Origin of the sequence: Nocardia shimofusensis NBRC 100134 (assembly GCF_001613125.1) — a bacterium.
GTDB classification, from domain to species: domain Bacteria; phylum Actinomycetota; class Actinomycetes; order Mycobacteriales; family Mycobacteriaceae; genus Nocardia; species Nocardia shimofusensis.
In genome coordinates this window covers 1-24,990 of sequence record NZ_BDBT01000011.1, presented here as the reverse complement: position 1 = coordinate 24,990, position 24,990 = coordinate 1, and the positions used below count along the sequence as shown (strand labels likewise).

General features: G+C 68.8%; 21 protein-coding genes. 15 read left to right on the top strand and 6 right to left on the bottom strand.

All coding sequences use genetic code 11. From position 1 onward, the window contains the following. Positions 1-237 precede the first annotated feature (237 nt). From NS3_RS14245 to NS3_RS14225, 6 genes are all read left to right on the top strand, one after another. Positions 238-555 carry a type VII secretion target gene (locus NS3_RS14245; RefSeq protein ID WP_067859593.1) on the top strand — a complete coding sequence of 106 codons (318 nt, stop codon included), beginning with the start codon at positions 238-240 and terminating at the stop codon, positions 553-555. 7 nt (positions 556-562) lie between these two features. After that, positions 563-2,257 carry a hypothetical protein gene (locus NS3_RS14240; protein WP_067859591.1) on the top strand — a complete coding sequence of 565 codons (1,695 nt, stop codon included), beginning with the start codon at positions 563-565 and terminating at the stop codon, positions 2,255-2,257. A gap of 178 nt (positions 2,258-2,435) precedes the next feature. Continuing rightward, entirely contained in the window at positions 2,436-2,999 is a 564-nt protein-coding gene (locus NS3_RS28465) for a DUF3558 domain-containing protein (protein ID WP_084495523.1), read from the top strand. A gap of 37 nt (positions 3,000-3,036) precedes the next feature. Further along, positions 3,037-3,597, top strand: a complete 561-nt coding sequence (locus NS3_RS14235) for a hypothetical protein (RefSeq protein ID WP_067859589.1) — start codon at positions 3,037-3,039, stop codon at positions 3,595-3,597. Then, positions 3,594-4,772 (top strand): hypothetical protein, encoded by a 1,179-nt coding sequence (locus NS3_RS14230; RefSeq protein WP_067859588.1) that lies wholly within the window; start codon positions 3,594-3,596, stop codon positions 4,770-4,772. The genes NS3_RS14235 and NS3_RS14230 overlap by 4 nt, the downstream gene beginning before the upstream one ends. A 95-nt stretch (positions 4,773-4,867) precedes the next feature. Further along, entirely contained in the window at positions 4,868-5,638 is a 771-nt protein-coding gene (locus NS3_RS14225) for an ESX secretion-associated protein EspG (protein WP_067859585.1), read from the top strand. Between the two features lie 226 nt (positions 5,639-5,864). On the opposite strand, the gene NS3_RS14220 is transcribed toward NS3_RS14225, so the two are convergent. Continuing rightward, positions 5,865-6,377, bottom strand: a complete 513-nt coding sequence (locus tag NS3_RS14220; RefSeq protein ID WP_067859582.1) for a hypothetical protein — start codon at positions 6,375-6,377, stop codon at positions 5,865-5,867. A 126-nt stretch (positions 6,378-6,503) separates the two neighbouring features. After that, positions 6,504-7,424 carry a KPN_02809 family neutral zinc metallopeptidase gene (gene ypfJ / locus NS3_RS14215; RefSeq protein WP_067859971.1) on the bottom strand — a complete coding sequence of 307 codons (921 nt, stop codon included), beginning with the start codon at positions 7,422-7,424 and terminating at the stop codon, positions 6,504-6,506. A 201-nt stretch (positions 7,425-7,625) separates the two neighbouring features. Between ypfJ and aspS the strand changes: the two genes are divergently transcribed. Continuing rightward, positions 7,626-9,470, top strand: coding sequence for an aspartate--tRNA ligase (gene aspS, locus NS3_RS14210; protein WP_067859581.1), 1,845 nt, complete (start codon positions 7,626-7,628; stop codon positions 9,468-9,470). Between the two features lie 85 nt (positions 9,471-9,555). On the opposite strand, the gene NS3_RS14205 is transcribed toward aspS, so the two are convergent. Next, complete coding sequence (locus NS3_RS14205; RefSeq protein ID WP_067859578.1) at positions 9,556-10,395, bottom strand: DUF2189 domain-containing protein; 840 nt, start codon at positions 10,393-10,395, stop codon at positions 9,556-9,558. 231 nt (positions 10,396-10,626) lie between these two features. Between NS3_RS14205 and NS3_RS14200 the strand changes: the two genes are divergently transcribed. Beyond that, positions 10,627-11,796, top strand: a complete 1,170-nt coding sequence (locus NS3_RS14200) for a phosphotransferase family protein (RefSeq protein ID WP_067859576.1) — start codon at positions 10,627-10,629, stop codon at positions 11,794-11,796. Between the two features lie 59 nt (positions 11,797-11,855). On the opposite strand, the gene NS3_RS14195 is transcribed toward NS3_RS14200, so the two are convergent. Continuing rightward, a complete protein-coding gene (locus tag NS3_RS14195; protein WP_157101339.1) occupies positions 11,856-13,481 on the bottom strand; it encodes an alkaline phosphatase D family protein in 1,626 nt (541 codons plus the stop codon). 103 nt (positions 13,482-13,584) lie between these two features. On the opposite strand from NS3_RS14195, the gene NS3_RS14190 reads away from it, so the two are divergent. The 6 genes from NS3_RS14190 to NS3_RS14165 all read left to right on the top strand — a co-directional run bounded on the left by NS3_RS14190 (position 13,585) and on the right by NS3_RS14165 (position 21,294). Further along, on the top strand, positions 13,585-14,940 hold the full coding sequence (locus NS3_RS14190) for a replication-associated recombination protein A (RefSeq protein ID WP_157101338.1): 1,356 nt from the start codon (positions 13,585-13,587) through the stop codon (positions 14,938-14,940). A 65-nt stretch (positions 14,941-15,005) separates the two neighbouring features. Continuing rightward, positions 15,006-17,672: an alanine--tRNA ligase gene (gene alaS / locus NS3_RS14185; protein WP_067859573.1), complete on the top strand. Its 2,667-nt coding sequence runs from the start codon at positions 15,006-15,008 to the stop codon at positions 17,670-17,672. Next, positions 17,669-18,202: a Holliday junction resolvase RuvX gene (gene ruvX / locus NS3_RS14180; RefSeq protein WP_373865310.1), complete on the top strand. Its 534-nt coding sequence runs from the start codon at positions 17,669-17,671 to the stop codon at positions 18,200-18,202. Before alaS ends, ruvX begins: the two co-directional genes overlap by 4 nt. Further along, the gene (locus tag NS3_RS14175) at positions 18,199-19,941 is read left to right on the top strand and encodes an endolytic transglycosylase MltG (RefSeq protein ID WP_067859567.1); all 1,743 of its coding nucleotides are present in this window, start codon (positions 18,199-18,201) and stop codon (positions 19,939-19,941) included. Before ruvX ends, NS3_RS14175 begins: the two co-directional genes overlap by 4 nt. Beyond that, complete coding sequence (locus NS3_RS14170; protein WP_157101337.1) at positions 19,931-20,758, top strand: shikimate dehydrogenase; 828 nt, start codon at positions 19,931-19,933, stop codon at positions 20,756-20,758. The genes NS3_RS14175 and NS3_RS14170 overlap by 11 nt, the downstream gene beginning before the upstream one ends. A 65-nt stretch (positions 20,759-20,823) precedes the next feature. Further along, positions 20,824-21,294, top strand: coding sequence for a B-4DMT family transporter (locus tag NS3_RS14165; protein ID WP_245649613.1), 471 nt, complete (start codon positions 20,824-20,826; stop codon positions 21,292-21,294). 9 nt (positions 21,295-21,303) lie between these two features. Here NS3_RS14165 and NS3_RS14160 read toward each other — a convergent pair whose 3' ends face one another. Then, the gene (locus NS3_RS14160) at positions 21,304-21,876 is read right to left on the bottom strand and encodes a TetR/AcrR family transcriptional regulator (RefSeq protein ID WP_067859562.1); all 573 of its coding nucleotides are present in this window, start codon (positions 21,874-21,876) and stop codon (positions 21,304-21,306) included. A 99-nt stretch (positions 21,877-21,975) separates the two neighbouring features. Between NS3_RS14160 and NS3_RS14155 the strand changes: the two genes are divergently transcribed. Continuing rightward, a complete protein-coding gene (locus NS3_RS14155) occupies positions 21,976-23,202 on the top strand; it encodes an FAD-dependent monooxygenase (RefSeq protein WP_067859561.1) in 1,227 nt (408 codons plus the stop codon). A 14-nt stretch (positions 23,203-23,216) separates the two neighbouring features. On the opposite strand, the gene aroB is transcribed toward NS3_RS14155, so the two are convergent. Continuing rightward, on the bottom strand, positions 23,217-24,338 hold the full coding sequence (aroB, locus tag NS3_RS14150) for a 3-dehydroquinate synthase (protein WP_067859558.1): 1,122 nt from the start codon (positions 24,336-24,338) through the stop codon (positions 23,217-23,219). Positions 24,339-24,990: the final 652 nt, after the last annotated feature.

Genomic DNA, 24,990 nt, shown 5'->3' with positions numbered 1-24,990 from the left:
TTTCCTGCCTCGAATCCCGGCAGTGGCGGACCAGGAGGCGTGACGAACTCGAAACGCATCGTACCCATCGGCTATATTGAGCCGAACCGTAGCGGCCTCGGCCGGCGACGGCGCGACCGCTTCGGGGTGGGACAAGCAGGGACGTGCAGGGACGTTCGGAGCGGTCGGGTCGCACCGGACGTCACGAGCCGTCCGATGCGGCGACACAACACATTACGACGAATGGGGGGCCACTCGATGAGTGAAGTCTCGGTCGATCCCACGGCGGTCCGGCAGTTCGCCACGGAGCACGCCACTATCGCGGGTCAGGTCACGGCCGCGGCGGATATGGATCTGGTCGGCCAGGTTTCGGCGCTCACGCCGGTGTTCGGCCTGATCGGCGCCGACTACCTGGCCAGCTTCGCGGCCGCGCAGGTATTGCAGGCCAGGGACATCCACGATCTCGCGGGCAAATACAACGACCTGTCGTGGAAGGCGTTCTCGGCCGCCTCGCTGTTCGAGGAGACCGACGACGAGAGCGCCGCCCGGATGAACACGCAGGCGAGCGGGATCTGAGGCCGGGATGAAGCCCCTCGACGTCACCGACACCGGCATCATCGGCGCTGCCCAGCCCGTCGCCGCGCACCCCGCGATCGACACCGGCAACCCCCTCATGGGTTCGAGTCCGGCCGTGTCGCCTTCCGCGCCCGCCACCGAACCCGAGCTGCCCACCGAGCAGGCGAGCATCCCGGCCGATCAGGCACTGATCGACCTGCCCCTCCCGCAGCTGCCCGTCGATCTGCCGCCGATCGAAGCTCCCGAATTCATCCTGTCGCGCAGGGAATCCGACGACAACGGTGCCACCGGCACCGTCCCCGCGGGGATGCCCGGTCTCGGCGGCGGTCAGGCCACCGATCCGCAGGACATCCTCGGCGGCTTCCAGACCGAGGCGAACACCCTGCTGGAGAGCAGCGGCATCAGTTATGCCGTGCAACAGGCCCAGAGCTCGGTGCAGCAGGCGCTCGGTCAGGCCGGAGCAGCCGCCCAGAGCGCCGCTGCCCATGCCACCCAGGTCGCCGCGGCTGCCGCCGACCAGTTGCCGCAGCTGCCCGGCCTGCCCGCGGACCCGGTCGGCTCGCTCATGCAGGGGCTGCAGATTCCCGCGCTGCCCGGCGTGGACGTGTTGTTCCAGCCGATCCTCGAGCTGCTCCAGAGCTTCGGCACCGGCATCCTCGGCGCACTCGACCCGACCGCGATCCTGAGTCAGTCCTCCCAAATGGTCGAAACCGCCATGCAACTCGCCAAGGGCAGCATGGCCACCGTCGAACAGGTGTGGGAGGGTGAGGCTTCGCGCCAGGCTCAGGTCGCCAGTCAGGAGGCGAACGCGCAAGGCCAGGACACCAGCCAGCGCGGCTTCGACATCTCCGCGCTGACCCAGGCCGCCGCCGCCGTCGTCCAGCAGGGCAATGCCCAGCTCGTCGGCATCGCGAGCACCTTCGCCGCACAGGCCACCGCCCTGGCCCCGGTCATCCTCACCCCACCCGGCCAGGCCACCCTGATCGCCAGCGCCACAGAGCATCTCGGCCAGGCGGTCACCGTCGTCAACGCCACCCGCGGCGACCTCGCAGGCAAGACCGCCGAACTCAACGGCCTCGTCGGCCAACTCCTCGGCGACAGCGGCTTGCCCGCAGCCCAAGACGTCGCCCAAGCAGCCGCCGAGAACATCGGAGAACCGCTGCTGACCCAGGCCGAGAGCCTCACCACCCAAGCCGCGAGCGCCAACCCCGCTACCGGCACCCCGAACCAGCTGAACTCGACGAACCCGTCCTCGCTGAACACCTCCAACGCGAGCACCCCCAGCAGCGGCCTGCTCGGCTCCCTCGGCCGCCCAGGGGGTTCCGGCGGTTCCGGCGGCGGTTCAGGATCACCCGGCATCACCGGCATCCCCACCACCGGCACCCCCGGCTCGGGCTCACCCGGCTCCAGCCTCCCCGGAGCCCGTCCCGTCACCGGTGTTCCGCTCACCGGCATGCCGGCGGGCGCGGGTACCTCGACCACCCCCGCAGGCACGAGCGGCTCGTACATGGGTGGCGGAGGTGGCGCCGCAGGCCAGCGCCAGAGCGACGACGACCAGCACTCGCGCAGTGTCGACCCGTACCAAAGTCTTACCGGCAACGACGATCTCACCGGACCGCTCGGTGAGTCGACCCCGGAGGTCATCGGTGCGACCCATACCGATGAACTGCTCAGCTCGGACTACGAGCAGGATCAGTTCTGAGGCGTTGCCTGGGCTCTGCGGTGAGCCGTCTCGGAATCACCGCAGGGCAAAGCGAGTTCGCGAGGCTGTGAGGCTTGCCGATCTCGATGCATCGGTAGTATCACCGGCAGGTGGCAGGGGGAGGAGATGCCGGTCCGCTCCCTTGTCGTGGATGATCCCCGGCAGATAAGGGTTGCTAATGTCGAGCAGATCTGCCCTGTCCTGGATAGCGTGTTCCGCAGTCGGTGTGGTTGTCCTGCTCGGAGGGTGCGACGCCAGTGGTGACGTGGAAACGGATGCCTCAATGACCTCCGGTCACGGTGTGCAGCCAGATGTTCCTGCTGGCTTCGATCCATGTACGGACATTCCTCAGAGCGTGTTCGCGTCCGAAAATTTGAAGTCGCCGCGACCGCAAAATTCGGATGCCTCGGGCGGTATCAAATGGCGCGGCTGTACTTGGATCCCATCCAATGGCGGGTATGGGGCAAATATTCAGACTACGAATATTACAGTGGCGATGGTCAGCGCAAAGAATTTTGCCGATTCGCGAGAATTTTCGATCGGCGGCAGGGCTGCTATCTCTGGTCGTCAGATACCTGAGCGGCTGGAGTATTCGTGCACGGTGAATGTAGAGATGCGTGAGGGAAGTTTGCAGATCAGTATCACGAATCCGCCTACCTCCAATATGGTAGACCAGGACACCTGCGAGATCGCTCGCCGGTTGGCCGAGCGCATTGCGCCTTCGCTCCCGGCGAGCAACTGATAATGATAGCGTAGGGTGCGAGTTGGGGGAGACATGAATGACTGATAGCGAAGCGCCGCGTCCGATGGCCAACCTCCTTGCTGCCGTGCGTGAGGGTGGTGCGACGGTCGCGATGAATCCCGAAAATTTCATCTACATCGACCGGGACTGTGAGTATTTCAAGGGGGTAATAAATCGAATAACTATGATTGCGGACGCTGTGTCACTTCAGTCCCACTGGGGTTTGGGTGAGGGGAATACTAAAATGGTCTCCGGTCGGACACTGGTCGATCGATTCAAGGGGAAAGCCAACGGCTCGGCCGATGGAAATTCTGTGTGGCAGATCATGCAGGACCACTTGCGGATCGTGGAGGACATCCAAGAGTTTCATCGAATAGCTCGCGAGCGAATGATGCAGGCCGACAGCGATTTCGCGGCAGAATTCAACCGTCTGAACGAGACTCTGCCCGATCGGGGGCCGGCCGAGCGGACTCCTGAGCAGGCGTTGGAAGCTTTAGGGCGCATGCCCGGCGTGCTGGGTGACTTGTACGGATCCGCGCCGTCGGCAACGACTCCGTCGCTGTGGCCGGGTGTGCCTCTACCAGGGGTGGGGCAGTGAGCGGGCACGAGAGCCCTGCGATCCCGGGTGGTGGCGAGAATCCGTCCAGTTGGGAGCATCCGGAGATCGTCGGCGCGTTCCAACCCCTCGATCCGACCGACGCCAACAACCAAGCCCAGCAGTATTACCAGATCAGCGAGCTCTGGGACGAAGGCTTGCGGACTTTTGCCCGCGGTATCCAGACCTCGTTGGAACAGGCTTGGTCAGGTGGAGAAGCGGCTCGCAAGTCCAAGGAGAGTATTCAGAACTACGTCAAGAAGGCGGAGGAGCTGACGCCCGCGCTGAACGAACTGTCGACGAGAGTCACCGAGGCCGCATCGGCGATCACTCAGACGAAAAGCGCGCTGCCTGATCCGGTGGTGATCACCTGGACCTCATGGCTCTGGCCCCCCAACCGCTGGGATCTGCAGCGCGAGCAGACCGAGGAGGAGCAGGCTGCGCGTGATGCCATGAACAACTACTACGTGCAGCCGTTCAAGGCGATCGACAGCAGTATTCCGGTGCTGCCGACTCCGGTGAGCCCGACGTCCTCGCCGGACATCACGGTCCCGCCGGGCGGTTTCGTCGTTGATTCCGGTGACGGCTCCGGTTCCGGTGGCGGGTCGGGCGATCCGTCCTCGGGAGATCCGAGCGGAACTACGCCGGAAGGCGACGAGCCCGGCGACCAAGAGCAGCCTGGAGAGCAGCAGCCCGAGGGTGAGGACAACTCGGCTTCGGACGAGGACGATTCGTCGACCACCCCGTCGAGCCAGGATCCGGCGGGCACGAATCCAGCCGGAACCAACCCGGCGGGCTCGAACCCGTCGGACCCGAACCGGACGGTGCCGAGCGGTTCCAATCCGTCGAGCCCGGGATCGGGATCGCCGGGCAGCCCCGGTTCCGGTTCGCCGGGCAGTCCGGGATCGACTACGCCGCAGCCAGGTCGCAGTATCCCCGGCGGCGGACAGGCCACGCCGACGACGCCGGGAACGTCGGCGGCCGCGGCGTCGACAGGTGCGGCCGGCCGCAGTGGCATGGGCGGTATGGCGGGTGCGCCGGGTTCGCGTGGTGGCGGTCAGGACGACGAGGCCCACAAGATTCCGGATTATCTGATCACGCAGCAGAACACCGAGGAGTTGCTCGGTGAGACGCCGCCGGCCGTGCCGGGTGGTGTCATCGGCGGCGAGCCGGGTTAGGTGTGGTCGGTGCGGCGGCGGAGAACGGTTCGCCGCCGCCTCATCGTGTGGCGGGACGGCGGCCTGGAGCAGGCACGCCGGGAGAGAGATTGTGAATGGCTGAGTGGAGTTGGGACACCGACGATTTCGCGGCGTTGTGGTTGGGTGACGCCCATGACCGGATTCCCGGTCCGCTGCGGCACATCAGCCGCTTCGCGTTCAACGACGAGGCCGACGCACATCGGGTCGCGGTGCGTGAGCGGTACTCGGCGGACGAACTCGACGACATCAACGCGGCTCTGTACATACTGAGCGTCTCCGACATCCGCGTGGAAATCCTCGGCGGCAGTTGCCGGCACCGCAACAGCACCGGCCGCAACGACCTGCGCGAGTACCGCGTCCTCGGCGCGCGCGCCGGTCAGCGTGCGGTCGTGCTCACCCAGCACGGCACCGATCGCGAACACGGCCCGATCCGCCTGCGCGCCTTCGATTCCGCCCAGCTCCCGGCGCGTCTCACCCAGGCGATTCCCGCCTGCCACCCGGGTGCGCAGCGGCCGGAAGTCTTTCATCCCGGCGACCTGGCCCCGCGCCGCGACGGGTATGCGCAGGACAACGCCCGCAATACCCCGCGTGAGCGCTATCAACGCCTGCTCGGCCGTCCCGCCGACGGCGGCGGCACCGCCGCACTGCTCACCGGCCCCCTCTACAAGCGCTCGGCCCCGGCCCGCCTGCTCCAGTGGTACGACATCTCCGGTGACGGCCGCTACACCGAGGAGCGCGCTACCAACATCACCGTCCGCCCTGCCGCCCCCGCCGACCTCACCCGGCATTTCACCACCTGGATCGGCGAAACGCTGGACCGACTCCGTGCGGACGACGACTACTGACCACACGGGTGAGTAGTTCGAGTCAGGTCGTAACGCCGTACTCGGCGGTATCGACGCGGGGGAAGGGCGACCTCGGACTCCACGACATCGGGCGGCGGGGTCGCTGTTCAGCCCGATCGTGGCCGACGGGTGGGCCGGGCACATAAGCCTCGTACCACCCGCAGCCACGATCTCTTGCGCGGCAACCTGCCGCCGTCGGCGCGTTGCCCGAACGCTGCACGAGCGGTTATTCGTTCTCTTCGAAGGCGTCGATGAGGTCGTCGAAGACCTCGGCGAACTTCTCGCGGGCATCGCGCTGCTCGTCGCTGAGCCCGTCGGTGGCGTCCGGAGCGTAGAGAACGAGATGCACGTCATCGGAGGGGTTTTCGGGCATGAGGTCGATGATCTGGATGCCCTGGCCGGTGACGGCGGGGACGCCGAAGTCGGTCTCGCGGAGTTCGCGGATTCTTTCGAGGGCCTTCTCGAGGTCGTCGGTGGACACCTTGCCCTCGACCTCGCGTGGTGCGGTGTCGGCCGCCCGGTCGGGGGAGAGGATGTCGGGGCGGTGCAAGGCGGTGCCGTCGGCATCGACCTCCAGCAGCGGGCGCAGGTCGGTGCGGGCGGTCCAGCCGCTGGGGATGGTGGTCAGGGAGACCAAGGCGAAGTCGGGGGGCTCCTGGTCCGGTTCGGCGGTGGCGACACCGCAGAGACTGCCCAGGGTCAGTGCTGCGGCCAGCAGCGCCGACGCGATCGTTCGCATGTCACGTCCTACTCGGTGGAAACAGGGATCCCGCGACGCTGCGGGGGCCGCGGTGCGGCGGCATTGATCATGACAGTGTGACGGAGCACAGGTAGGCACCGTGACAGCGCGTGTCCGCTCGCCCGGTCAGCGCAGGGCGGGCGGATTGTTCAGATCGTTCGCGGAGTAGGTGTCACAGGCGTCGACCCTGCCGGTGCGGTAACCGGCGAGGAACCACTTCTGGCGCTGCTCGGAGGAACCGTGGGTCCAGGCCTCCGGGTTCACCTGGCCCTGGGTGGACTGCTGGATGCGGTCGTCGCCGACGGCGGAAGCGGCTGAGAGAGCGTCCCGGATGTCGGTATCGGACAACGGCTTCAGGAACGGCTCGCTGCCGCCGGGCGCGGGCGACTTGTCGGCGTAGTAGGCCCAGATGCCCGCGTAGCAGTCGGCCTGCAGTTCGGTGCGCACCGCGCCGGACTCGGGGCCGCGCGGGTCCCGCTGGGAGCGACCGAGATCGCCGAGCTGGTTCTGGATGTGATGGCCGACCTCGTGGGCGACGACGTATTCCTGGGCCAGCGGTCCGCCGCTGGAGCCGAACCGGGTGACCAGGTCCTGGAAGAAGGCCACGTCGAAGTAGGCGGTCTGGTCGGCAGGGCAGTAGAACGGGCCGACCGCGCTGGTGGCGTTGCCGCAGCCGGTCGAGACGGCGTTGGTGAACAGTCGCAGGCCGGGCTCTTCGTATCGCACGCCGGTCTGCTTCGGCAGTTCGACAGACCAGACGGCATCGAGGCTCTGCGCGGTGAGCACGACGCGGCAGTCGGCGTACTGGTTGGCGTCGGCGCCGGTCTTGCAGTGATCCGGGGTGCCTTCGAGGCCGGGCTGGGACTGACCGTTGTCCTGGGTGCCTTGTTCGACCAGCGTGGTCGGGTCGAGGCCGAACAGCATGGCGATGACGATGAGGATGAGGCCACCGGCGCCGCCGCCGAGCGCGATCTTGCCGCCTCGACCTGGACCACCGCCGGAGGACGCCCGGTTCGGGTCGATCTGCAACCCCTCGTTGAAGGTCATCGTCATCGCTTTCTGTGGTTCGGCCCGCACGCCGCGGGCGGCGGGCGGAATGCTGCGAAGCCGGTCGCGACCGGTTCGCAACCCAGCTTTCCACGCTGCGAGCCGATATCGGTTTCCACTCGGCGAATGTGTCTCACTACGATGGCAACCGCACCTGGTCTTTCGTCTCGCCGGTGCGAAAACCTCGTCGAAAGGAATCCCGTGCTGCGCACCCACTTGGCTGGTTCGCTGCGAAGCGAGCATGCCGGTCAGACCGTCACCCTCTCCGGATGGGTGGCCCGCCGGCGCGACCACGGTGGCGTGATCTTCATCGATCTGCGCGACGCCTCGGGGGTCTCGCAGGCGGTGTTCCGCGAGGGCGAACCCGCTGAACAGGCGCATCGTCTGCGCGCGGAGTACTGCGTGCGGGTGACCGGCGTGGTCGAGCAACGACCGGACGGCAACGAGAACCCCGAACTGCCGACCGGGCAGATCGAGGTCAACGTCACCGAGCTCGAGGTGCTCAACGAGAGCGCGCCGCTGCCCTTCCAGCTCGACGAGCAGCCCGGCGAGGAAGCCCGTCTCAAGCATCGCTACCTGGATTTGCGTCGCGAGGGCCCCGCGCATGCCGTCCGGCTGCGCTCGAAGGTGAACGCCGCCGCGCGCGAGGTGCTGGCCCGGCACGAGTTCGTCGAGGTGGAGACACCGACGCTGACCAGGTCCACCCCCGAGGGCGCGCGTGACTTCCTGGTGCCCTCGCGCCTGCAGCCGGGCAGCTTCTACGCTCTGCCGCAGAGCCCACAGCTGTTCAAGCAGCTGCTGATGGTCGGCGGTATCGAGCGCTATTACCAGATAGCGCGGTGCTACCGCGACGAGGACTTCCGTGCCGACCGTCAGCCGGAATTCACCCAGCTCGACATCGAGATGAGCTTCGTGCGCCAGGAGGACGTGATCCTGCTGGCCGAGGAGATCCTCTCGGCACTGTGGAAGCTCATCGGCTACGACATCCCGACGCCGATCCCGCACATGACTTACGCCGAGGCGATGCGCCGGTTCGGCTCCGACAAGCCCGACTTGCGGTTCGGTGTGGAGATCACCGAGTGCGCCGAGTACTTCGCGAACACTCCGTTCCGGGTGTTCCAGGCCCCCTACGTCGGCGCGGTCGTCATGCCCGGCGGCGCGAGCCAGCCGCGGCGTCAGCTCGACGCCTGGCAGGACTGGGCCAAGCAGCGCGGGGCCAAGGGCCTGGCGTATGTGCTGGTCAACGAGGACGGCACGCTCGGGGGGCCGGTCGCCAAGAACCTCAGCGACGCCGAGCGCGCGGGCTTGGCCGAGCATGTCGGTGCGCAGCCCGGCGACTGCGTCTTCTTCGCCGCCGGTCCGGCCAAGGCGCAGCGTGCGCTGCTCGGCGCGGCGCGCGGGGAGATCGCGCGCAAGGTCGGCCTGATCGACGAGAAGGCGTGGGCGTTCGTCTGGATCGTGGACGCCCCGCTGTTCGAGCCCGCCGAAGAGGCCACCGCCAGCGGGGACGTGGCGCTCGGTTACTCGGCCTGGACCGCGGTGCACCACGCGTTCACCTCGCCCAAGCCCGAATCGCTGGACACCTTCGACACCGACCCGGGGTCGGCGCTGGCCTACGCCTACGACATCGTCTGCAACGGCAACGAGATCGGTGGCGGTTCCATCCGTATCCATCGCCGTGACGTGCAGGAACGGGTCTTCGACGTGATGGGCATCAGCGCCGAGGAAGCCCAGGAACAGTTCGGCTTCCTGCTCGACGCCTTCGCCTACGGCGCACCCCCGCACGGCGGCATCGCCTTCGGCTGGGACCGGGTCACCGCGTTGCTGGCCGGGCTGGACTCGATCCGCGAGGTGATCGCCTTCCCGAAGACCGGCAACGGCGTCGACCCGCTGACCGACGCGCCCGCGCCGATCACCGCGCAGCAGCGCAAGGAGGCCGGGCTGGACGTCAAGCCCGGACAGGACGCCAAGAACAGTGACGCCAAGAACATCAAGGCCGGGGCGGCCGAGATCGGGGCGGCCAAGGTCGGGGCGAAGTCCGAGTAGGCGATTCGTACCGACTCGCGGCGCCCGCTGTCTGTGAAGATCGCGGGCGCCGCGGGCGTTTCGGTGGATCGGCGTCTCGGACGGATCAGGCGGGTGAGACCACGCCGTGGACCAGGACGCGGTAGCTGTAGGTGACCGCGATGGTGCACACGGGACCGGCGAGCAGCAAACCGATTCCGCAGGCCAGCGCGCCGACGATGGTGATCACCAGGACCGAGAGGGCGAGCAGGAAGACCTTCCACGGGTTGGCCGCCACCAGCATCGCGCTGGACCGGATCGCATCGATCGGACCCATGTCCTGATCGATCACGAAGTGCAGCGCGAACATGCACAGCACGCCGACCACCAGTCCGGGCAGCACGCACAACGCCGCCCCGAGCCAGGTGCCGAGGAACGCGAGCAGCGCTGTGAGTAGCACATTGCCCGCGTTCAGATTCCGCATGAAGTCGCCGAAATCCGGCCTCGGTCCGTCGGTTTCGAGCAGCGCGCCGCGCACCATCATCGCCTGCAGCAGCCAGAGCGCGACCATCACCACGAGGAACAACAGCACCAGCGTGGTCAGCGAGGTGGGATCGAAGGTCTGCACCACCAACACGAAAGTCAGGTAGATGATGATGCCGACAGCCGTAATTGCCAGCCATGACATGAGATTCGACCGGAATTTATCCAGTCCGTAGCTGATCGCGTGGCCGACGTCCAGCCCGAAGGTCGCCGTCTGGTAGCCGTAGACCGGTTGCCCCGCGACGGCGGGACCGGTGCCGGGCGGGCCGTAGCGGGGTTGCCCGGGAACCGGCGGCGTGTCCTGCGGGCCCATACCCGGTGCGGCGGAGTACTGTCCGCCATCGGTCCGGTGCGGATCACCTCCCGGCGCCGAGGCATCGCCGACAGCGGGGTCGCGCGGTGCGGGTGGTGGTGTTTCGGTCACGTTGGAAGACCTTTCGGCGACAACCGGTTTGCGAAGTGGCGCAGAGCAGTTCACGATGAGAAAACCGGACACACGCAATAGTGTCAAGGCGGCCTGCCGTGGCGGAGTCGTGTGTTGTCGACCCCGGTCGACGGCCTCCGGTGGGCGACAACAGGTGGACACGCCGAGCGACGCGGAAAGGTTGTGTAACCGCTCGCTAGAAGTGACCCCGAGCGAGTAGCTTGAGAGGCGATGACCGCACTATTGGCCGAACGCGCCGCCGACGTCGTATCCGCAGCACAACAGTTGCTCACCAAGCGCATGGGTGCTCCGGTGAAGCTGAGTGATCCGATCGAACTCAGTGGGAGTGGCAGGACCACCGTCCTGCGAGTGCGTGTCGCGGAGAACTCCTACTCCCTACCGCGAACGCTGATCGTCAAGCAGGTCCGGGGCGCGGCGCAGGAACGCACGACCGGCGGTCTCGCGCCGGGCGTGGCCGGCGTCGACTCGGCCTTCCTCCGGGAGGCGGTCTCCTACCAGTTCACGACCTCGCTCGGTCGGGACCACCGGCCCGGCGCCTACCTGATCGCCTACAGCCTGCCCGACCGCCTGCTGATCCTCTCCGACCTCGGCGAGAACGCCGGGATGACCGCGGCGCTGCGCTCGGGCAACAAGACGACCACCCGCAATGCGCTGATGGCCTTCGCGCAGGCGCTCGGCCGTATGCACGCCGCGACCGTCGGCCGGGAAGCCGACTTCGTCGCATTGCTGCGCCGGGTCAACGGGGTGCACCGGGGCGACGGCATCGCGCAGCAGGCCGAGTCGTCGGTCGTGGAAGTGCCGCGACTGCTGCAGCGCGAGCTCGGTCTGGAGGTGCCCGGCGAGTTCGCCGAGCGCATCGTGCGCGGCAACCGGCTGTTCTCCGCCGGCCGGTACCGGGCGTTCAGTCCGTCGGACCTGTGCCCGGACAACGTCATGATCAACAACGACGGCGCGCGCTTCCTCGACTACGAGTGGGGCGGGTTCCGCGACGCGACGCTCGACATCGCCTACGCGCTGGTGTCCTTTCCCGGGTGCCTGTGCGATATCGAACTCTCCCGCGACCGGGCCAGGCAGATGGTGGACGCGTGGCGCGCCGAGGTGGTCGGGGTGTTCCCGACGCTGGCCGACGACGATGCGCTGGCCGAACGCATTCTGGAAGCGCGCCTGATCTGGGTGTGGCTGACCACCTATTGGTTCCTGCCCGCCGACCACGCGCGCATCGCGGCCGCGCGCGAGCACGGGCTGTCGACCCCGCGTTCGGCGGCGCTGATCAACCGCTGGGCGGCGCTGGCCGAGGATGCCCGGTGCAGCGGCGACGATCTCGTCGGTGACTTCGCCGACGAGGTGTCCGCGATGCTCGAGGAGCGCTGGGCCGAGTGAATCCCGCTCCTCGGCGCTGAGCCGACCGGAGCCGGTGCCGAGCCGACCGGAGCAGGTGCTCAGCCGACTGGAGCGGGACGGGGTTCGACCCGCCCGCCGCTGGGGACCGCGAAGGATGCGCCGTGGCGCACAGGCGAGGCGGGGTCGGCGACGTTCGCGAGGTAGAACCAGTCCATCTGGGTTCGTTCCCGCGTGACATCGAGGACGCCGTAGCCGTGTGACTCCAGTTCGACGTAGCGCAGGTGTGGATTGATCGCGGCGATCGCCGTCTCCACCGACACGGCGGCGGTGCGCGGTGGCGCGGCCAGCAGATCGCCGATGCTCGCCGAGGTGACCGACGGGACGACGAACTCCGTACCCGCGCTCGGGCCGTGCGGGGCGGCGGTGACCGGGAGGTCGGCGGCCCAGGAGGAGTGGATGTCGCCGGTGAGGAAGACGACGTTGTCGACCTGGTCGGCGGTGATCGCCTCGAACAACCGGCGCCGGTCGGCGGTGTAGCCGTCCCATTGGTCGGCATTGACGGGCGCGCCTTCGCGGGGGATGCCGAGGACGCTGGTCATCGCCTGGGTGGTCGCCGGGTCCAACGGCGGGAACAACAGCGGCGCGATCATCACCGAATTGCCCACCAGTTTCCATTGCACCGGTGCCGACACCAAGCCCGCGGTGAGCCACTCCAACTGTGCGTGGCCGGTGATGGTGCGCTCCGGGTCGTCCACGCTGCGCCACTGCGCGCCTGGGACGACCTCCTCGTCGCGGTAGCTGCGAAGGTCGAGCATGGACAGCTCGGCCAGGTCGCCGAAGCGCAGCCGGCGATAGATCTTCACCTCGTCGCCGACGCTGTCCGCCCGCACCGGCATCCATTCCAGGTAGGCGCGCGCCGAAGCGGCGCGACGGTCGGTCCAGGCGCCCTCGACGGCAGGTTGGTGGTTGCCGGCGCCGCCCGACCAGGAGTTGTCCGCCGACTCGTGGTCGTCCCAGGTGCAGACGAACGGCACGCGCTCGTGCAGAGCCATCAGGTCGGGATCGGTCTTGTATTGGCCGTGCCTGGTCCGGTAGTCGGACAGGGTGACGATCTCGTGGACGGGATCGTGCGTGCGCAGTCCGGTGCCGTATTCGCCGTGGGCGTACTCGTAGAGGTAGTCGCCGAGGTGGACCACAGCGTCGAGATCACCACGTTCGGCCAGCCTGCGGTAGGCGCCGAAGGCTCCGGCCTCCCAGTTCGCGCAGGACACCACGCCGAAACGAAGCCGGTCGGGGGAGGAGTTCGCGGCAGGCGCCGTGCGGGTGCGGCCGGCGGCGGAGTGCTGGCCGAAGGCGGTGAAGCGGTAGACATAGTCCTGGCCAGGCGCCAGACCGGAGACATCGACCTTCACGGTGTGATCGGTGTCGGCGGAGGTGACGACCGCGCCGGAGGCGACTACCTGCGTGAATTCCTCGTCGCGGGCGACCGCCCAATAGACGGCCGCGGGTTCGCCCTCTCCGGAACCGGGCGTGGCGTCGTCGGAGACGGTGACTCGAGTCCAGATGATCACACCGGTCGGCAGCGGGTCGCCGGAGGCGACGCCGTGCCGGAAGACCGTGCCGGAGGCACGCGCACGCGGCGCCGCGGCCACAGCGGTCACGGCGGTCACGGCGCAGGCGGCCGCACCGCCCTTGAGCAGAGTGCGTCGGGCGATCGAATCCATCACGGCCACGCGACGATCCCAGCCCATCCGGGCGGCCCTCGCAAATCGGGCCGGGCTCGGGCGGGGAAACGCCGTGTCGGCGCGCGGCGGTACGGTCGAAAACATGAGCGACGGGCTTTTCGATGTGCCGGGTGCGGCGCTGCCGGAGGCAGGCCACGACAGCGCGGGCGTCGATTTCCGTGGCCCCGGCGACCAGGCGCCGCTGGCGGTGCGGATGCGGCCGCGCTCGCTCGAGGAAGTCGTCGGTCAGCAGCATCTGCTCGGACCGGGTTCGCCGCTGCGTCGTCTCATCGAGGGGTCGGGCGCGGCTTCGGTGTTGCTCTACGGTCCGCCCGGCACCGGGAAGACGACGCTGGCCGCGCTGATCTCCCAGGCCACCGGCCGCCGGTTCGAGGCGTTGTCCGCGCTTTCTGCCGGGGTGAAGGAGGTGCGCGCGGTGATCGATCTCGCCCGCAGGCGGCTGACCGCGGGCGAGCGGACCGTGCTGTTCATCGACGAGGTGCACCGGTTCTCCAAGACCCAGCAGGACGCGCTGCTGGCCGCGGTGGAGAACCGGATCGTGCTCCTGGTCGGCGCGACCACCGAGAACCCGTCGTTCTCGGTGGTGTCCCCGCTGCTGTCGCGCTCGCTGGTCCTGCAACTGCGCTCGTTGACCGATGCCGACATCCGGGTGGTGCTCGAGCGCGCACTGGCCGACTCGCGCGGATTCGGCGGCGCGTACGAGGCGACCGGCGAAGCGCTGGATCACATCGTGCGGATCGCCGGCGGGGACGCAAGGCGCGCGCTGACCGCGCTGGAGGCCTCGGCGGAGTCCTCGGCGGACGGCGTGGTGGATCTGGCACTGGTCGAGGCCAGCGTGGACCGGGCCGCCGTGCGCTACGACCGCGCGGGGGACCAGCACTACGACGTGGTCAGCGCGTTCATCAAATCCATCCGCGGCTCCGACGTCGACGCCGCGCTGCACTACCTGGCTCGGATGCTGAGCGCGGGGGAGGACCCGCGTTTCGTCGCGCGCCGCTTGGTCATCTCGGCGAGCGAGGACATCGGAATGGCCGACCCGACCGCGCTGCAGACCGCGGTCGCCGCCGCGCATGTGGTGCAGCTAATCGGGATGCCCGAAGCGCAGCTGACGCTCACCCACGCGACCATCCACCTGGCGACGGCCCCGAAGTCCGGTGCGGTCCCGGCGGCGCTGTCCGCGGCCATGGCCGATATCTCCGCCGGCAAGGCGGGCGCGGTCCCCGCGCACCTGCGCGACGGTCATTACGCGGGCGCGGCGAAGCTGGGCAACGCACAGGGCTACAAGTACCCGCACGACGATCCGGACGGGGTGCTGGCGCAGCAATATCCGCCCGACGAGATCGTCGGCGCGAACTACTATCGGCCGACCGATCACGGCTACGAGCGCGAGATCGGTTCGCGCGTGGAGAAGTTGCGCCGCATCGTTCGCGGGCGCTGACGCGCGTCCCCGGGCGTGCCGGGCGCTGAAAAATCGGGTGCGCGGCCCCGGTAGGCTCGATAGCTGTGCAGACCCATGAGATTCGACGGCGTTTCCTGGACCATTTCGTCCGTGCCGGGCATACCGAGGTACCCAGTGCCTCGTTGATCCTGGCCGACCCCAACCTGCTGTTCGTCAACGCAGGCATGGTCCAGTTCAAGCCGTACTTCCTGGGCCAGGAGGCGCCGCCGTTCCCGCGCGCGACCAGCGTGCAGAAATGCGTGCGCACCGGTGACATCGAGGAGGTCGGCGTCACCACCCGCCACAACACCTTCTTCCAGATGGCGGGCAACTTCTCCTTCGGCGACTACTTCAAGGAGGGGGCCATCACCCTCGCCTGGGAGCTGATCAGCAAGCCGCAGGAAGAGGGCGGCTTCGGCTTCGACCCCGAACGCATCTGGGTCACCGCCTACGAGTCCGATCCGGAGGCCGCCGAGATCTGGCATCGCGTGGCCGGGATCCCGAAGGAGCGGATCCAGTTCCGCGACGGCAAGGACAACTACTGGGACATGGGCGTGCCCGGCCCAGGCGGCCCGTGCTCGGAGATCTACTACGACCGCGGCCCCGCCCACGGTAAGGAAGGCGGCCCGGTCGCCGACGAGGACCGCTACCTCGAGATCTGGAACCTCGTCTTCATGCAGGACATCCGTGGCGAGCTCAGCCCCAAGCAGGGCCATCCGCCGGTGGGTTCGCTGCCGAAGAAGAACATCGACACCGGCATGGGTATCGAGCGCGTCGCCATGCTGTTGCAGGGCGTGGAGAACGTCTACGAGACCGATCTGCTTCGCCCGATCATCGACAAGGCCGAGCAGCTGACCGGCCGCAGCTACGGCGTCGAGCACGCCTCCGACGTGCGCTTCCGTGTCATCGCCGACCACGCCCGCACCGCAGCGATGCTGATCTCCGACGGCGTGAACCCCGGCAACGACGGTCGTGGCTACGTGCTGCGCCGCCTGCTGCGCCGCATCGTGCGCTCCGCGCGTCTGCTCGGCGCCGACAAGCCGGTCATGGCGGAGTTCATGAAGGTCGTCAGCGATTTGATGGCGCCGTCCTACCCCGAGCTGGCCACCGACTTCGGCCGCATCTCCACCGTGGCCGTCGGCGAGGAGACCGCCTTCCTCAAGACACTGACCACCGGTTCGACGCTGTTCGACAACACCGCTTCGGCGGTGAAGGCCGGGGGTGGCTCCAAGATCTCGGGTTCGGACGCCTTCACCCTGCACGACACCTACGGCTTCCCCATCGATCTCACCCTGGAGATGGCCGCCGAGGCCGGGTTGTCGGTCGATGAGGACGGCTTCCGCGAGCTGATGTCCGAGCAGCGCCGCCGCGCCAAGGAGGACGCTGCCGCCCGCAAGCACGCGCACGCCGACCTGAGCATCTACAAGGAGCTCGTCGACCGTGGCGCCACCGAGTTCACCGGCTTCGACGAGCTCACCTCCGAGGCCCGTGTGCTGGCCCTGATCGCCGACGGCGTCCGGGTGCCCGCCGCGACCGAGGGGAGCGACGTCGAGGTGATCCTCGATCGCAGCCCGCTCTATGCCGAGTCCGGCGGTCAGATCGCCGACCGCGGCACCATCACCTCCAGCGGTCTGAGGCTGCGCGTCAACGACGTCCAGAAGATCGCCAAGAAGCTGTGGGTGCACAAGGCGACCGTCGAGCAGGGCCAGATCACCGAGGGCGATGTGGTGCTCGCGCAGGCCGACCCGGCCTGGCGCAGTGGCGCGACCCAGGGGCATTCCGGTACGCACATGGTGCACGCCGCGCTGCGCCAGGTCCTCGGCCCCAACGCCGTGCAGGCGGGCTCGCTCAACAAGCCCGGCTATCTGCGCTTCGACTTCAACTGGCAGGGACAGCTCTCCGAGCAGCAGAAGGCCGACATCGAAGCGGTGTCCAACGACGCGGTCGGCGCGAACTTCCCGGTGAACACCTTCGTCACCGACCTGCCCAAGGCCAAGCAGATGGGCGCGCTGGCGTTGTTCGGGGAGAACTACGGCGACGAAGTGCGTGTCGTGGAGATCGGCGGGAAGTTCTCGATGGAGCTGTGCGGCGGCACGCACGTGCAGCACTCCTCGCAGATCGGACCGATCACGCTGCTCGGTGAGTCGTCGGTCGGTTCCGGTGTTCGTCGCGTGGAGGCGTTCGTCGGCTTGGACTCCTACCGCTACCTGGCCAAGGAACGCGCGCTGCTCGCCGGTGTCGCCTCCTCGCTGAAGGTGCCTTCCGAGGAGGTGCCCGCGCGCGTCGAGCAACTGGTGGAACGACTCAAGGTCGCCGAGAAGGAACTCGAGCGCACCAAGGTGGCGGCGGTGCTGGCGGCGGCCGGGAAGTTCGTCGAGGACGCCGAGCGCGTCGGCGGCGTGCTGCTGGTCGCCGCCGCCGCGCCGCGGGGAGTGGCCGCCGCCGATCTGCGGACGCTGGCCACCGATATCCGTGGCCGGTTCGGCAGCGAGCCCGCGGTGGTGGTGCTGCTGGGCGACACCGACGGCAAGGTGCCGTTCGTGGTGGCGGTCAACAAACCGGCTCAGGAACTCGGATTCAAGGCGGGCGACCTGGTCGCGAGCTTCGGCCCGAGCATCTCCGGTCGTGGTGGTGGCAAGCCCGAGATGGCGCAGGGGGCGGGGTCCGATCCCGCGGGCATCCCCGCGGGTCTAGCGGCGGTCCGTGCACGGGTGGCCGAAATCGCCGGCTGATGCGCGAGCAGGAGCGCTCCGATCGACCCGACCCCGCGACCGACCCCGGGCGGGGCAGACGCATCGGCATCGATGTCGGCAGTGTCCGGATCGGCGTCGCCTCGAGTGACCCCGACGGCATCCTCGCGACCCCGGTGGAGACGGTGCCGCGCGCGAAGAAAACCGTGCGCGGTGCCGTCTCGTCCGACATCGTGAGAATTGCCGAGATTGTGCGGGAGTACGAGGCTGTGGAGGTCGTCGTGGGCCTGCCGCGGACGTTGCGCGGGGAGAAGGGGACCTCCGCCACGATGGCCATCGCGTTCGCTGAAAGATTGCGATCCGAAATGCCCGACGTGGCGATACGCCTTTCCGACGAACGTTTGACTACGGTGTCTGCTGCACGTGCATTGCGAGACAGCGGAGTTCGCGCACGTGGCCAGCGGCAGGTTATCGATCAGGCGGCGGCCGTATCGATCCTGCAAGGATGGTTGGACGAACGGAGTGCGGTGTTGAGGTCGGTCGGGGACGCGTCGTCCGGAGACGATGCATGACGGATCGATGGGCGCGAGCCGAGGAAGCCTTCCGGCAGCGGGAGGCGGGGCGCCGCTACCGGCGCGACGATGCGGCGTGGGAGCGCGACGAGGACGATCGCGGTGAGTTCGACGACTCGTGGGGCGACCACGACGGCTTCGACGAGCCGGGCTACGGCGAATCCGGGGTGCACGGCGCACCCGGTGGCTACGGCGACCGTGGCGGCTACGAAGACGATTACGACACCGCCGTCATCCCGCGCTACGCCGACGACGACCCCGCCTACGCGGAGGTCGCGCGCAGCCGCGGGAAGCATGCTCCTCGCGTCGACCAGCCCGCCTACGACGAGCCCGATGTCGCCTACGACGAGCCCGATCGCGACGGCCTCGACGACGAGGTCCTCGATGACGACGAGGTCGGGACGGAGACCGCGCGGGCGAGTCGGAGCAGGCCCGCCCCTCGTTCGCGTCCGGCCGGTCGCACCCGGGGAGCCGAGCGCGGCGCGCCCGCCGCGCGTCCGAGAAAGGCCGCGGGGGCCGCGCGTTCCGACCGGGCCGCGCGCTCGCCGCAGGCCGCCCGCCGTCGCCCGAGTTCGAAGCGTTCGGCCGGCGACGACGGCCGTCGCAAGCACACTCGCTGGATGCTGATCGCGCTCGCGGTGCTGTTGCTCGGCGGCGTGGGCACCTACGGGGTCATGAAACTGACCGGTGGCTACACCCCACCCGCGGATTTCGCCGGACCGGCCGGTCCCGTGGTGGTCGTGCGGGTCGAGTCGGGCGACACCGCCACCCAGATCTCGCAGGAGATGTACGACAAGGGTGTCGTCGCCAGCTCCGAGGCGTTCTACGAAGCCGCCGTGCAGAACGAGGGCATGAACGCCATTCATCCCGGCTACTACCAGATCCCGAGCCAGAGCCCGGCCGTCGACGCGGTGACCGCGTTGCTCAGTCCGGAGGCGCGGGTCGGCAACATGGTCATCTCCGAGGGCCGACAGCTGCACGATCAGACCGACGTGAACACCGGCGCCCGCAAGGAAGGCATCTACACCAAGATCGCCGCCGCCAGTTGCGTCGGCGAGGGCGCGGCCGCCAAGTGCGTGACCTACGAGGAACTCGACGCCGCGGGCGCGAGCGATGATCTCGCCGCGCTCGGGGTGCCGAGCTGGGCCGAAGCCGAGGTCCGGTCCGCGCCGGACCAGCGCAGGCAGCTCGAGGGACTGATCGCTGCGGGCACCTGGGATTTCGATCCGAGCGGCGACGCGCGGGCGATTCTGCGCGAGCTGATCACCTCCAGCGCCGCGAGTTACGAGTCCACCGGACTGCTGGAGTCGGGCGCGAACACCGGCCTGAGCCCCTACGAGACGCTGATCGCCGCCTCGCTGGTGGAGCGGGAAGCGCTGCCGCAGGACATGGGCAAGGTGGCCCGCGTGATCGTCAACCGGCTGGAGATCGGGCAGGCGCTGCAGTTCGACTCGACGGTCAACTACTCGCTCGACACCACCGAGGTGGCCACCACCGACGCCGACCGTGCGCGGGTCACGCCGTGGAACACCTACGCCATGTCCGGGCTGCCCGCGAATCCCATTTCGGCGCCGTCGCTGAACGCGCTGCGCGCCATGGAATCGCCGGAGCAGGGCAACTGGCTGTACTTCGTGACCATCGACATGAAGGGCACGACGCTGTTCACCGACAGCTACTCCCAGCACCTGAGCAATATCGATCAGGCGCTCGACAGTGGAATCCTCGACAGTGGCCGTTGAGCCGTCGAACGCGGGCCCGCGCCGGGCCGCGGTGCTCGGCAAGCCGATCGCGCATTCCCGGTCGCCGCAGTTGCACCTGGCGGCGTATCGGGCGCTCGGACTGGACTGGACCTACGAGCGCATCGAGTGCGACGCCGCGCAGTTGCCCGCCCTGGTCGACGGTCTCGGCCCGGAGTGGGTCGGGCTGTCGGTGACCATGCCGGGCAAGGAGGCCGCGCTGGCCCACGCCGACGAGCGCACCGAGCGCGCGGTACTGGTGGGCTCGGCGAACACTCTGGTGCGCACCGCCGCCGGATGGCGAGCCGACTGCACCGATGTCGACGGTGTGCTCGGCGCCCTGCGCGAGGGCGGAGTGCGCACGGTCGAAGCGGGTGTGGTGCTGGGCGCGGGTGGCACCGCGCGACCCGCGCTGCTCGCACTGCGCGAGCTCGGCGCGCGCTCGGTGACCGTGGTCGCCCGCGATTCCGGACGGGCGTACTCGGCGCTGGAACTCGCCGAGCGGCTGGACATGGCGGTCTCCTTCACCGCCTTCGATTCCGAGGAGATCGGTCCGGCCTGTGCGCAGGCCGACGCCGTGGTCAGTACGATCCCCGCCGAGGCGGGTGCGCTGATCGCAGGGGCGGTCGCGCGCGCGCCGGTGATCCTCGACGCCATCTACAACCCGTGGCCGACACCGCTGGCCATCGCTGTCGAGGCCGCCGGGCACACCGTCGTGGGCGGCCTGCGCATGCTGCTGAACCAGGCATTCGGCCAGGTCGAGCAGTTCACCGGGCAGCCTGCGCCGAAGGCGGCGATGGCTGCCGCGCTGACCTCGTGAAATTCCCACATTTCTGACACCGGTTCTATTTATGCGCCGGGGTGATGGCGGTTATGGTGTTGACCATGAATGCTTGGATCGTGCGCGGGCTGCTGCTCGGCGCGCTGGTCGTCGCGCTGCGCGTGGCGCTCGGATTCGCTATGGCGAACTGGCCGACGCACGGTGTGTGGTTCCGGCTGCTGTGCCTGGTCGTCCTGCTCGGCGCCGTGGTGGCCTGGGGTGCGCTCGACGGGCGCCGCGACCGCGAAGCCCATCCGGATCCCGAGCGCGGGTCCGATCTCACGATCCGCTGGTTGCAGGCCGGCGCCCTCGGTGGCATAGGAAGTAGCGTGGTCTGCTGGCTGCTGGACTTCCTGCCCGGCTTCGACCTCGGGGACAACGGCCTGCTGTTCGAGTCGACCGCGTGCTCGGCGTTCTTCCTCCTGCTGATCTTCGTCCCCGGGCTCGCCGGTATCGGCATCGGTCGCATGCTCGCCGGGCGCAAGAGCGACGATGTCGAGAAGGCCCGCGCGCAGTCCGCGCCGGTGGGTGCCTGAACCGTCCGTTCAGCGATTCTTCAGCGCGTCGACGGCGAGAGCCAGCTCGTCGCCGTCGAGCAGGTCGGCGGTCGGCGCCGCCAGCCAGAGCATCGCGATCCCCTGGAACAGGGTGAACAACAGCTTCGCCAGGGCGCGGGCCTGCTCCGCCGAGAGATCGGGGTGGGTCTCGCGCAGAGCGGCGGCCAGGTCGTCGTACGCGTGCTCGGACGCGTCGGCCATGTACTGCCCCGACTCCTCCGAGCGGGCGACGCGTACCAGGTTCTCCAGGCTCAGCATCATGTCCTCGCGGTGGTCGCGCAGGATGGCGACCATCTCGTCCCAGGTCTTCCCCACCGTTTCCCGTAGCGGCAGGTCATTGCCCGCATCGCGGATCGCCGACTCCATGCGGTCGCCGATGCCGCTGCCGACACCTTCGGTGAGCGCCTCGGTGACCAAGCGGTCCTTCGACCCGAAGTGATAGCCGATGGCGGCCAGGCTGACCCCGGCCGCCGTCGCGATATCGCGCGCGGTGACCTTGGCCAGCCCGCGCTCGAGAATCGCTTTGCGAGCTCCCTCCAGCAGGTCCTCTCGGTTTCCCATGCGCGCAGCCTAACAGCGTCTTAGACATTTGTTCTAGACATCCGTGCGACCCTCTGTTAGACAAATGTCTGAGACATTCGTTCTAGGAGAGGTGAGCCCATGAGTACCGAACTCCACGTTCTGGTCTGTGGTGGCGGCATCGCGGGCAATGCCGTGGCGTTGCCACTGGTCCGGGCCGGCATCCGCGCCACAGTTGTGGAACGGGCGAGTGGCCCACGACCCGGTGGGCAGGCGGTCGACCTGCGGGGACCGAGCCGGGAGGTGGCGGAGCGGATGGGGCTGATGCCGGGCATCCGGGCACGGCAGCTGGACGAGCGCGGCATGACCTACGTGGACCGGACCGGGCACGCGTACGTGCGCATGCCCGCGGAGATGTTCGACGGCAAGGGGCCGGTCGCCGATATCGAGATCACCCGGGGCGACCTGAATCAGGTGCTGCTGGATGCGCTGGCCGAGGCGGGCGGTGCGCTGGACTACCGGTATGGCGAGTGGGTCGAGGCGCTGACGCAGGACGAGGACGGCGTGGAGGTCGCCTTCGCCTCGGGCGGCGTCGAGCGCTTCGATCTGGTCGTCGGTGCCGACGGTGTCCACTCGGCGATGCGGCGGCTCGTCTTCGGCCCGGAAGAGCGGTTCTCCACCTATCTCGGCGGATACACGTCCTACTTCACCGTGCCGACCCCGGCCGGAGTCGAGCCGGGATGGATGGCGATGCGCATGGTGCCGCGGGCCGCCGTGGGCATCCGCCCCGACGCCGACCCCGCCACGTCCAAGGCGATCGTCATGCTGCGTGTCGACGCCGATCCGGCACTGCGCCGCGATGTCGGAGCCCAGCAACGGCTCATCCGGCGGATGCTGGCCGAGGCGGGCTGGCTGACTCCGCACATCCTCGACGCGATGGCCGATGCGCCGGACTTCTATTTCGACGAGCTGGCCCGAATCGACATGCCGCACCTGTCGGCTGGGCGGGTGGCCCTGCTCGGTGACGCGGGCTACTGCGGTTCGCCCATGACAGGTATGGGCACCGCCATGGCCATGGTCGGCGCATACCTGCTCGCGGGAGAGCTCGCCGCCGATCCGGCCGATCCGGTCGGGGCGCTGGCCCGCTACGAGGCCGGGGTGACGCCGTTCCTGGAGAAGGCGAAGGAACTGCCCGGTGGCGGCCTGTCGATGATGCTGCCCACCACCAGGATCGGCTCGATGCTCACCCGCGCCGTGACCCGGCTGATGGTCTCGCGGCCGCTGCGACCGGTGATGATCAGGATGATGAGCGGAACCGACGTCTACGAATTGCCTTCGTACCCGCTCGATTCCGCGTCGTCCGCATGATCGTCCGGTGAGCTCTAGAGCAGGATCGCGCCGCCGCTCGGGCTCTCCTCGCGGGCGATCGCCGAGTAGGCGGCAGCCAGCAGCGAGGGATCGGGGCCTTCCAGCCTGCCGGGCTTGGCCAGACCGTCGAGGACGACGAAACGCAATACGCCCGAACGGGTCTTCTTGTCGGTCTGCATCGCGTCGAGCAATTGGGGGAGTGCGTCGGCGTCGTAGGTGGTCGGCAGGCCGACGGATTCCAGGATCGCGCGGTGCCGGTCGGCGGTCGCGTCGTCGAGACGGCCCGCGAGCCGGCCGAGTTCGGCGGCGAAGACCAGGCCGACCGCGACGGCGGCGCCGTGCCGCCAGCGGTAACGCTCGCGGCGCTCGACGGCGTGGCCGAGGGTGTGGCCGTAGTTGAGGATCTCGCGCAGGCTCGATTCCTTCAGATCGGCGGCCACCACGTCGGCCTTGACCTGGATCGCGCGGCGGATCAACTCGGGCAGCACCTCACCGGTCGGGTCGAGAGCGGCCTGGGGATCGCGTTCGACCAGTTCCAGGATCACCGGGTCGGCGATGAAACCGGCCTTGATGATCTCGGCCATGCCCGCCACGATCTCGTTGCGCGGCACGGTCTCCAAGGTCGCCAGATCCACCAGCACCGCGGCGGGTTCGTGGAAACTGCCGACCAGGTTCTTACCTGCCTCGGTGTTGATGCCGGTCTTGCCGCCGACCGCGGCGTCGACCATCGCCAGCAGGGTGGTCGGCACGTGCACGATCTTCACACCGCGCATCCAGGTGGCGGCCACGAAACCGGCGAGGTCGGTCGCCGCGCCGCCGCCGAGGCTCACCACGACGTCGTTGCGGGTCAGGCCGATCCGGCCGAGAACCTCCCAGCAGAATCCCGCGACCGCGAGATCCTTACCTGCCTCGGCGTCCGGGATCTCGACGCGATGCGCGTCGATCCCGGTGTCGGCCAAGGCCGCACGCACTGCTTCGGCGGTCTCGGCCAGCGTCGGCTGGTGGAAGATCGCTACCGTCCGCACGCCCGACGTCGCGCCGGTCACCGACTCGACGAGATCGCCGAGCAGGCCGCGGCCGATGATCACCGGATACGGGTCGGCGGTGCGGACCTGGATTCGATTCGGCTCTGTCACGACTGCTGCTCCGATTCTGTTCGTGCCGTCTGCTTGGAAGCTCCACCGCGGGCGTTCTGAGCGCCGCCTCGAACGGAGAGAGCGTTGCCCCGGGTGCCGGACGCGCCGCCACGGGCGCCCGATCCACCGTTGCGTGCGCGCCGTGCCCGGGCGCGCCTGGATCTGCCGGCGCCCGGGGCGGAACCGCCGGTTTCGGCCTGCGCCGCGGCGGGAGGTGCGGGACGGACCGACTCCGCGGCGGCGGCCTCCGGGATCTCCCGGGGCGCCGATCGGGTGCGTTCCGGTATGCCATCGGCGCGGGGTCCCTCGGAACCTTCGGTGCCGCGCCGGCGACCGGAACGGCGATTTCTGCGGGGTGCGCGGTCGGCGGGGACAGATGTGTCGGTACCGGTGCGGTTCGGTCCGGTACCGGATTGCCCGGTGACGTCCGCCGCCGTACCGTCGGCGCCGACCGCGGACCGTTGCGCGCCGGTGGGCTTCGGTCCGGTCTCGGATTTCCCTCCGAGGTCCGTGCCGGCGCCGCTCGTGCCGGCGACCGAGCGATCCGCGGGATCCCTCCCGGCGGAATCCGTTCCGGGCGCGGACCGGCGCGGTGCGTCGCCGGTGCCGCCGGGGCCACCGGTCGCGCCGGCGGTGTCGTGGGAGGTGATGC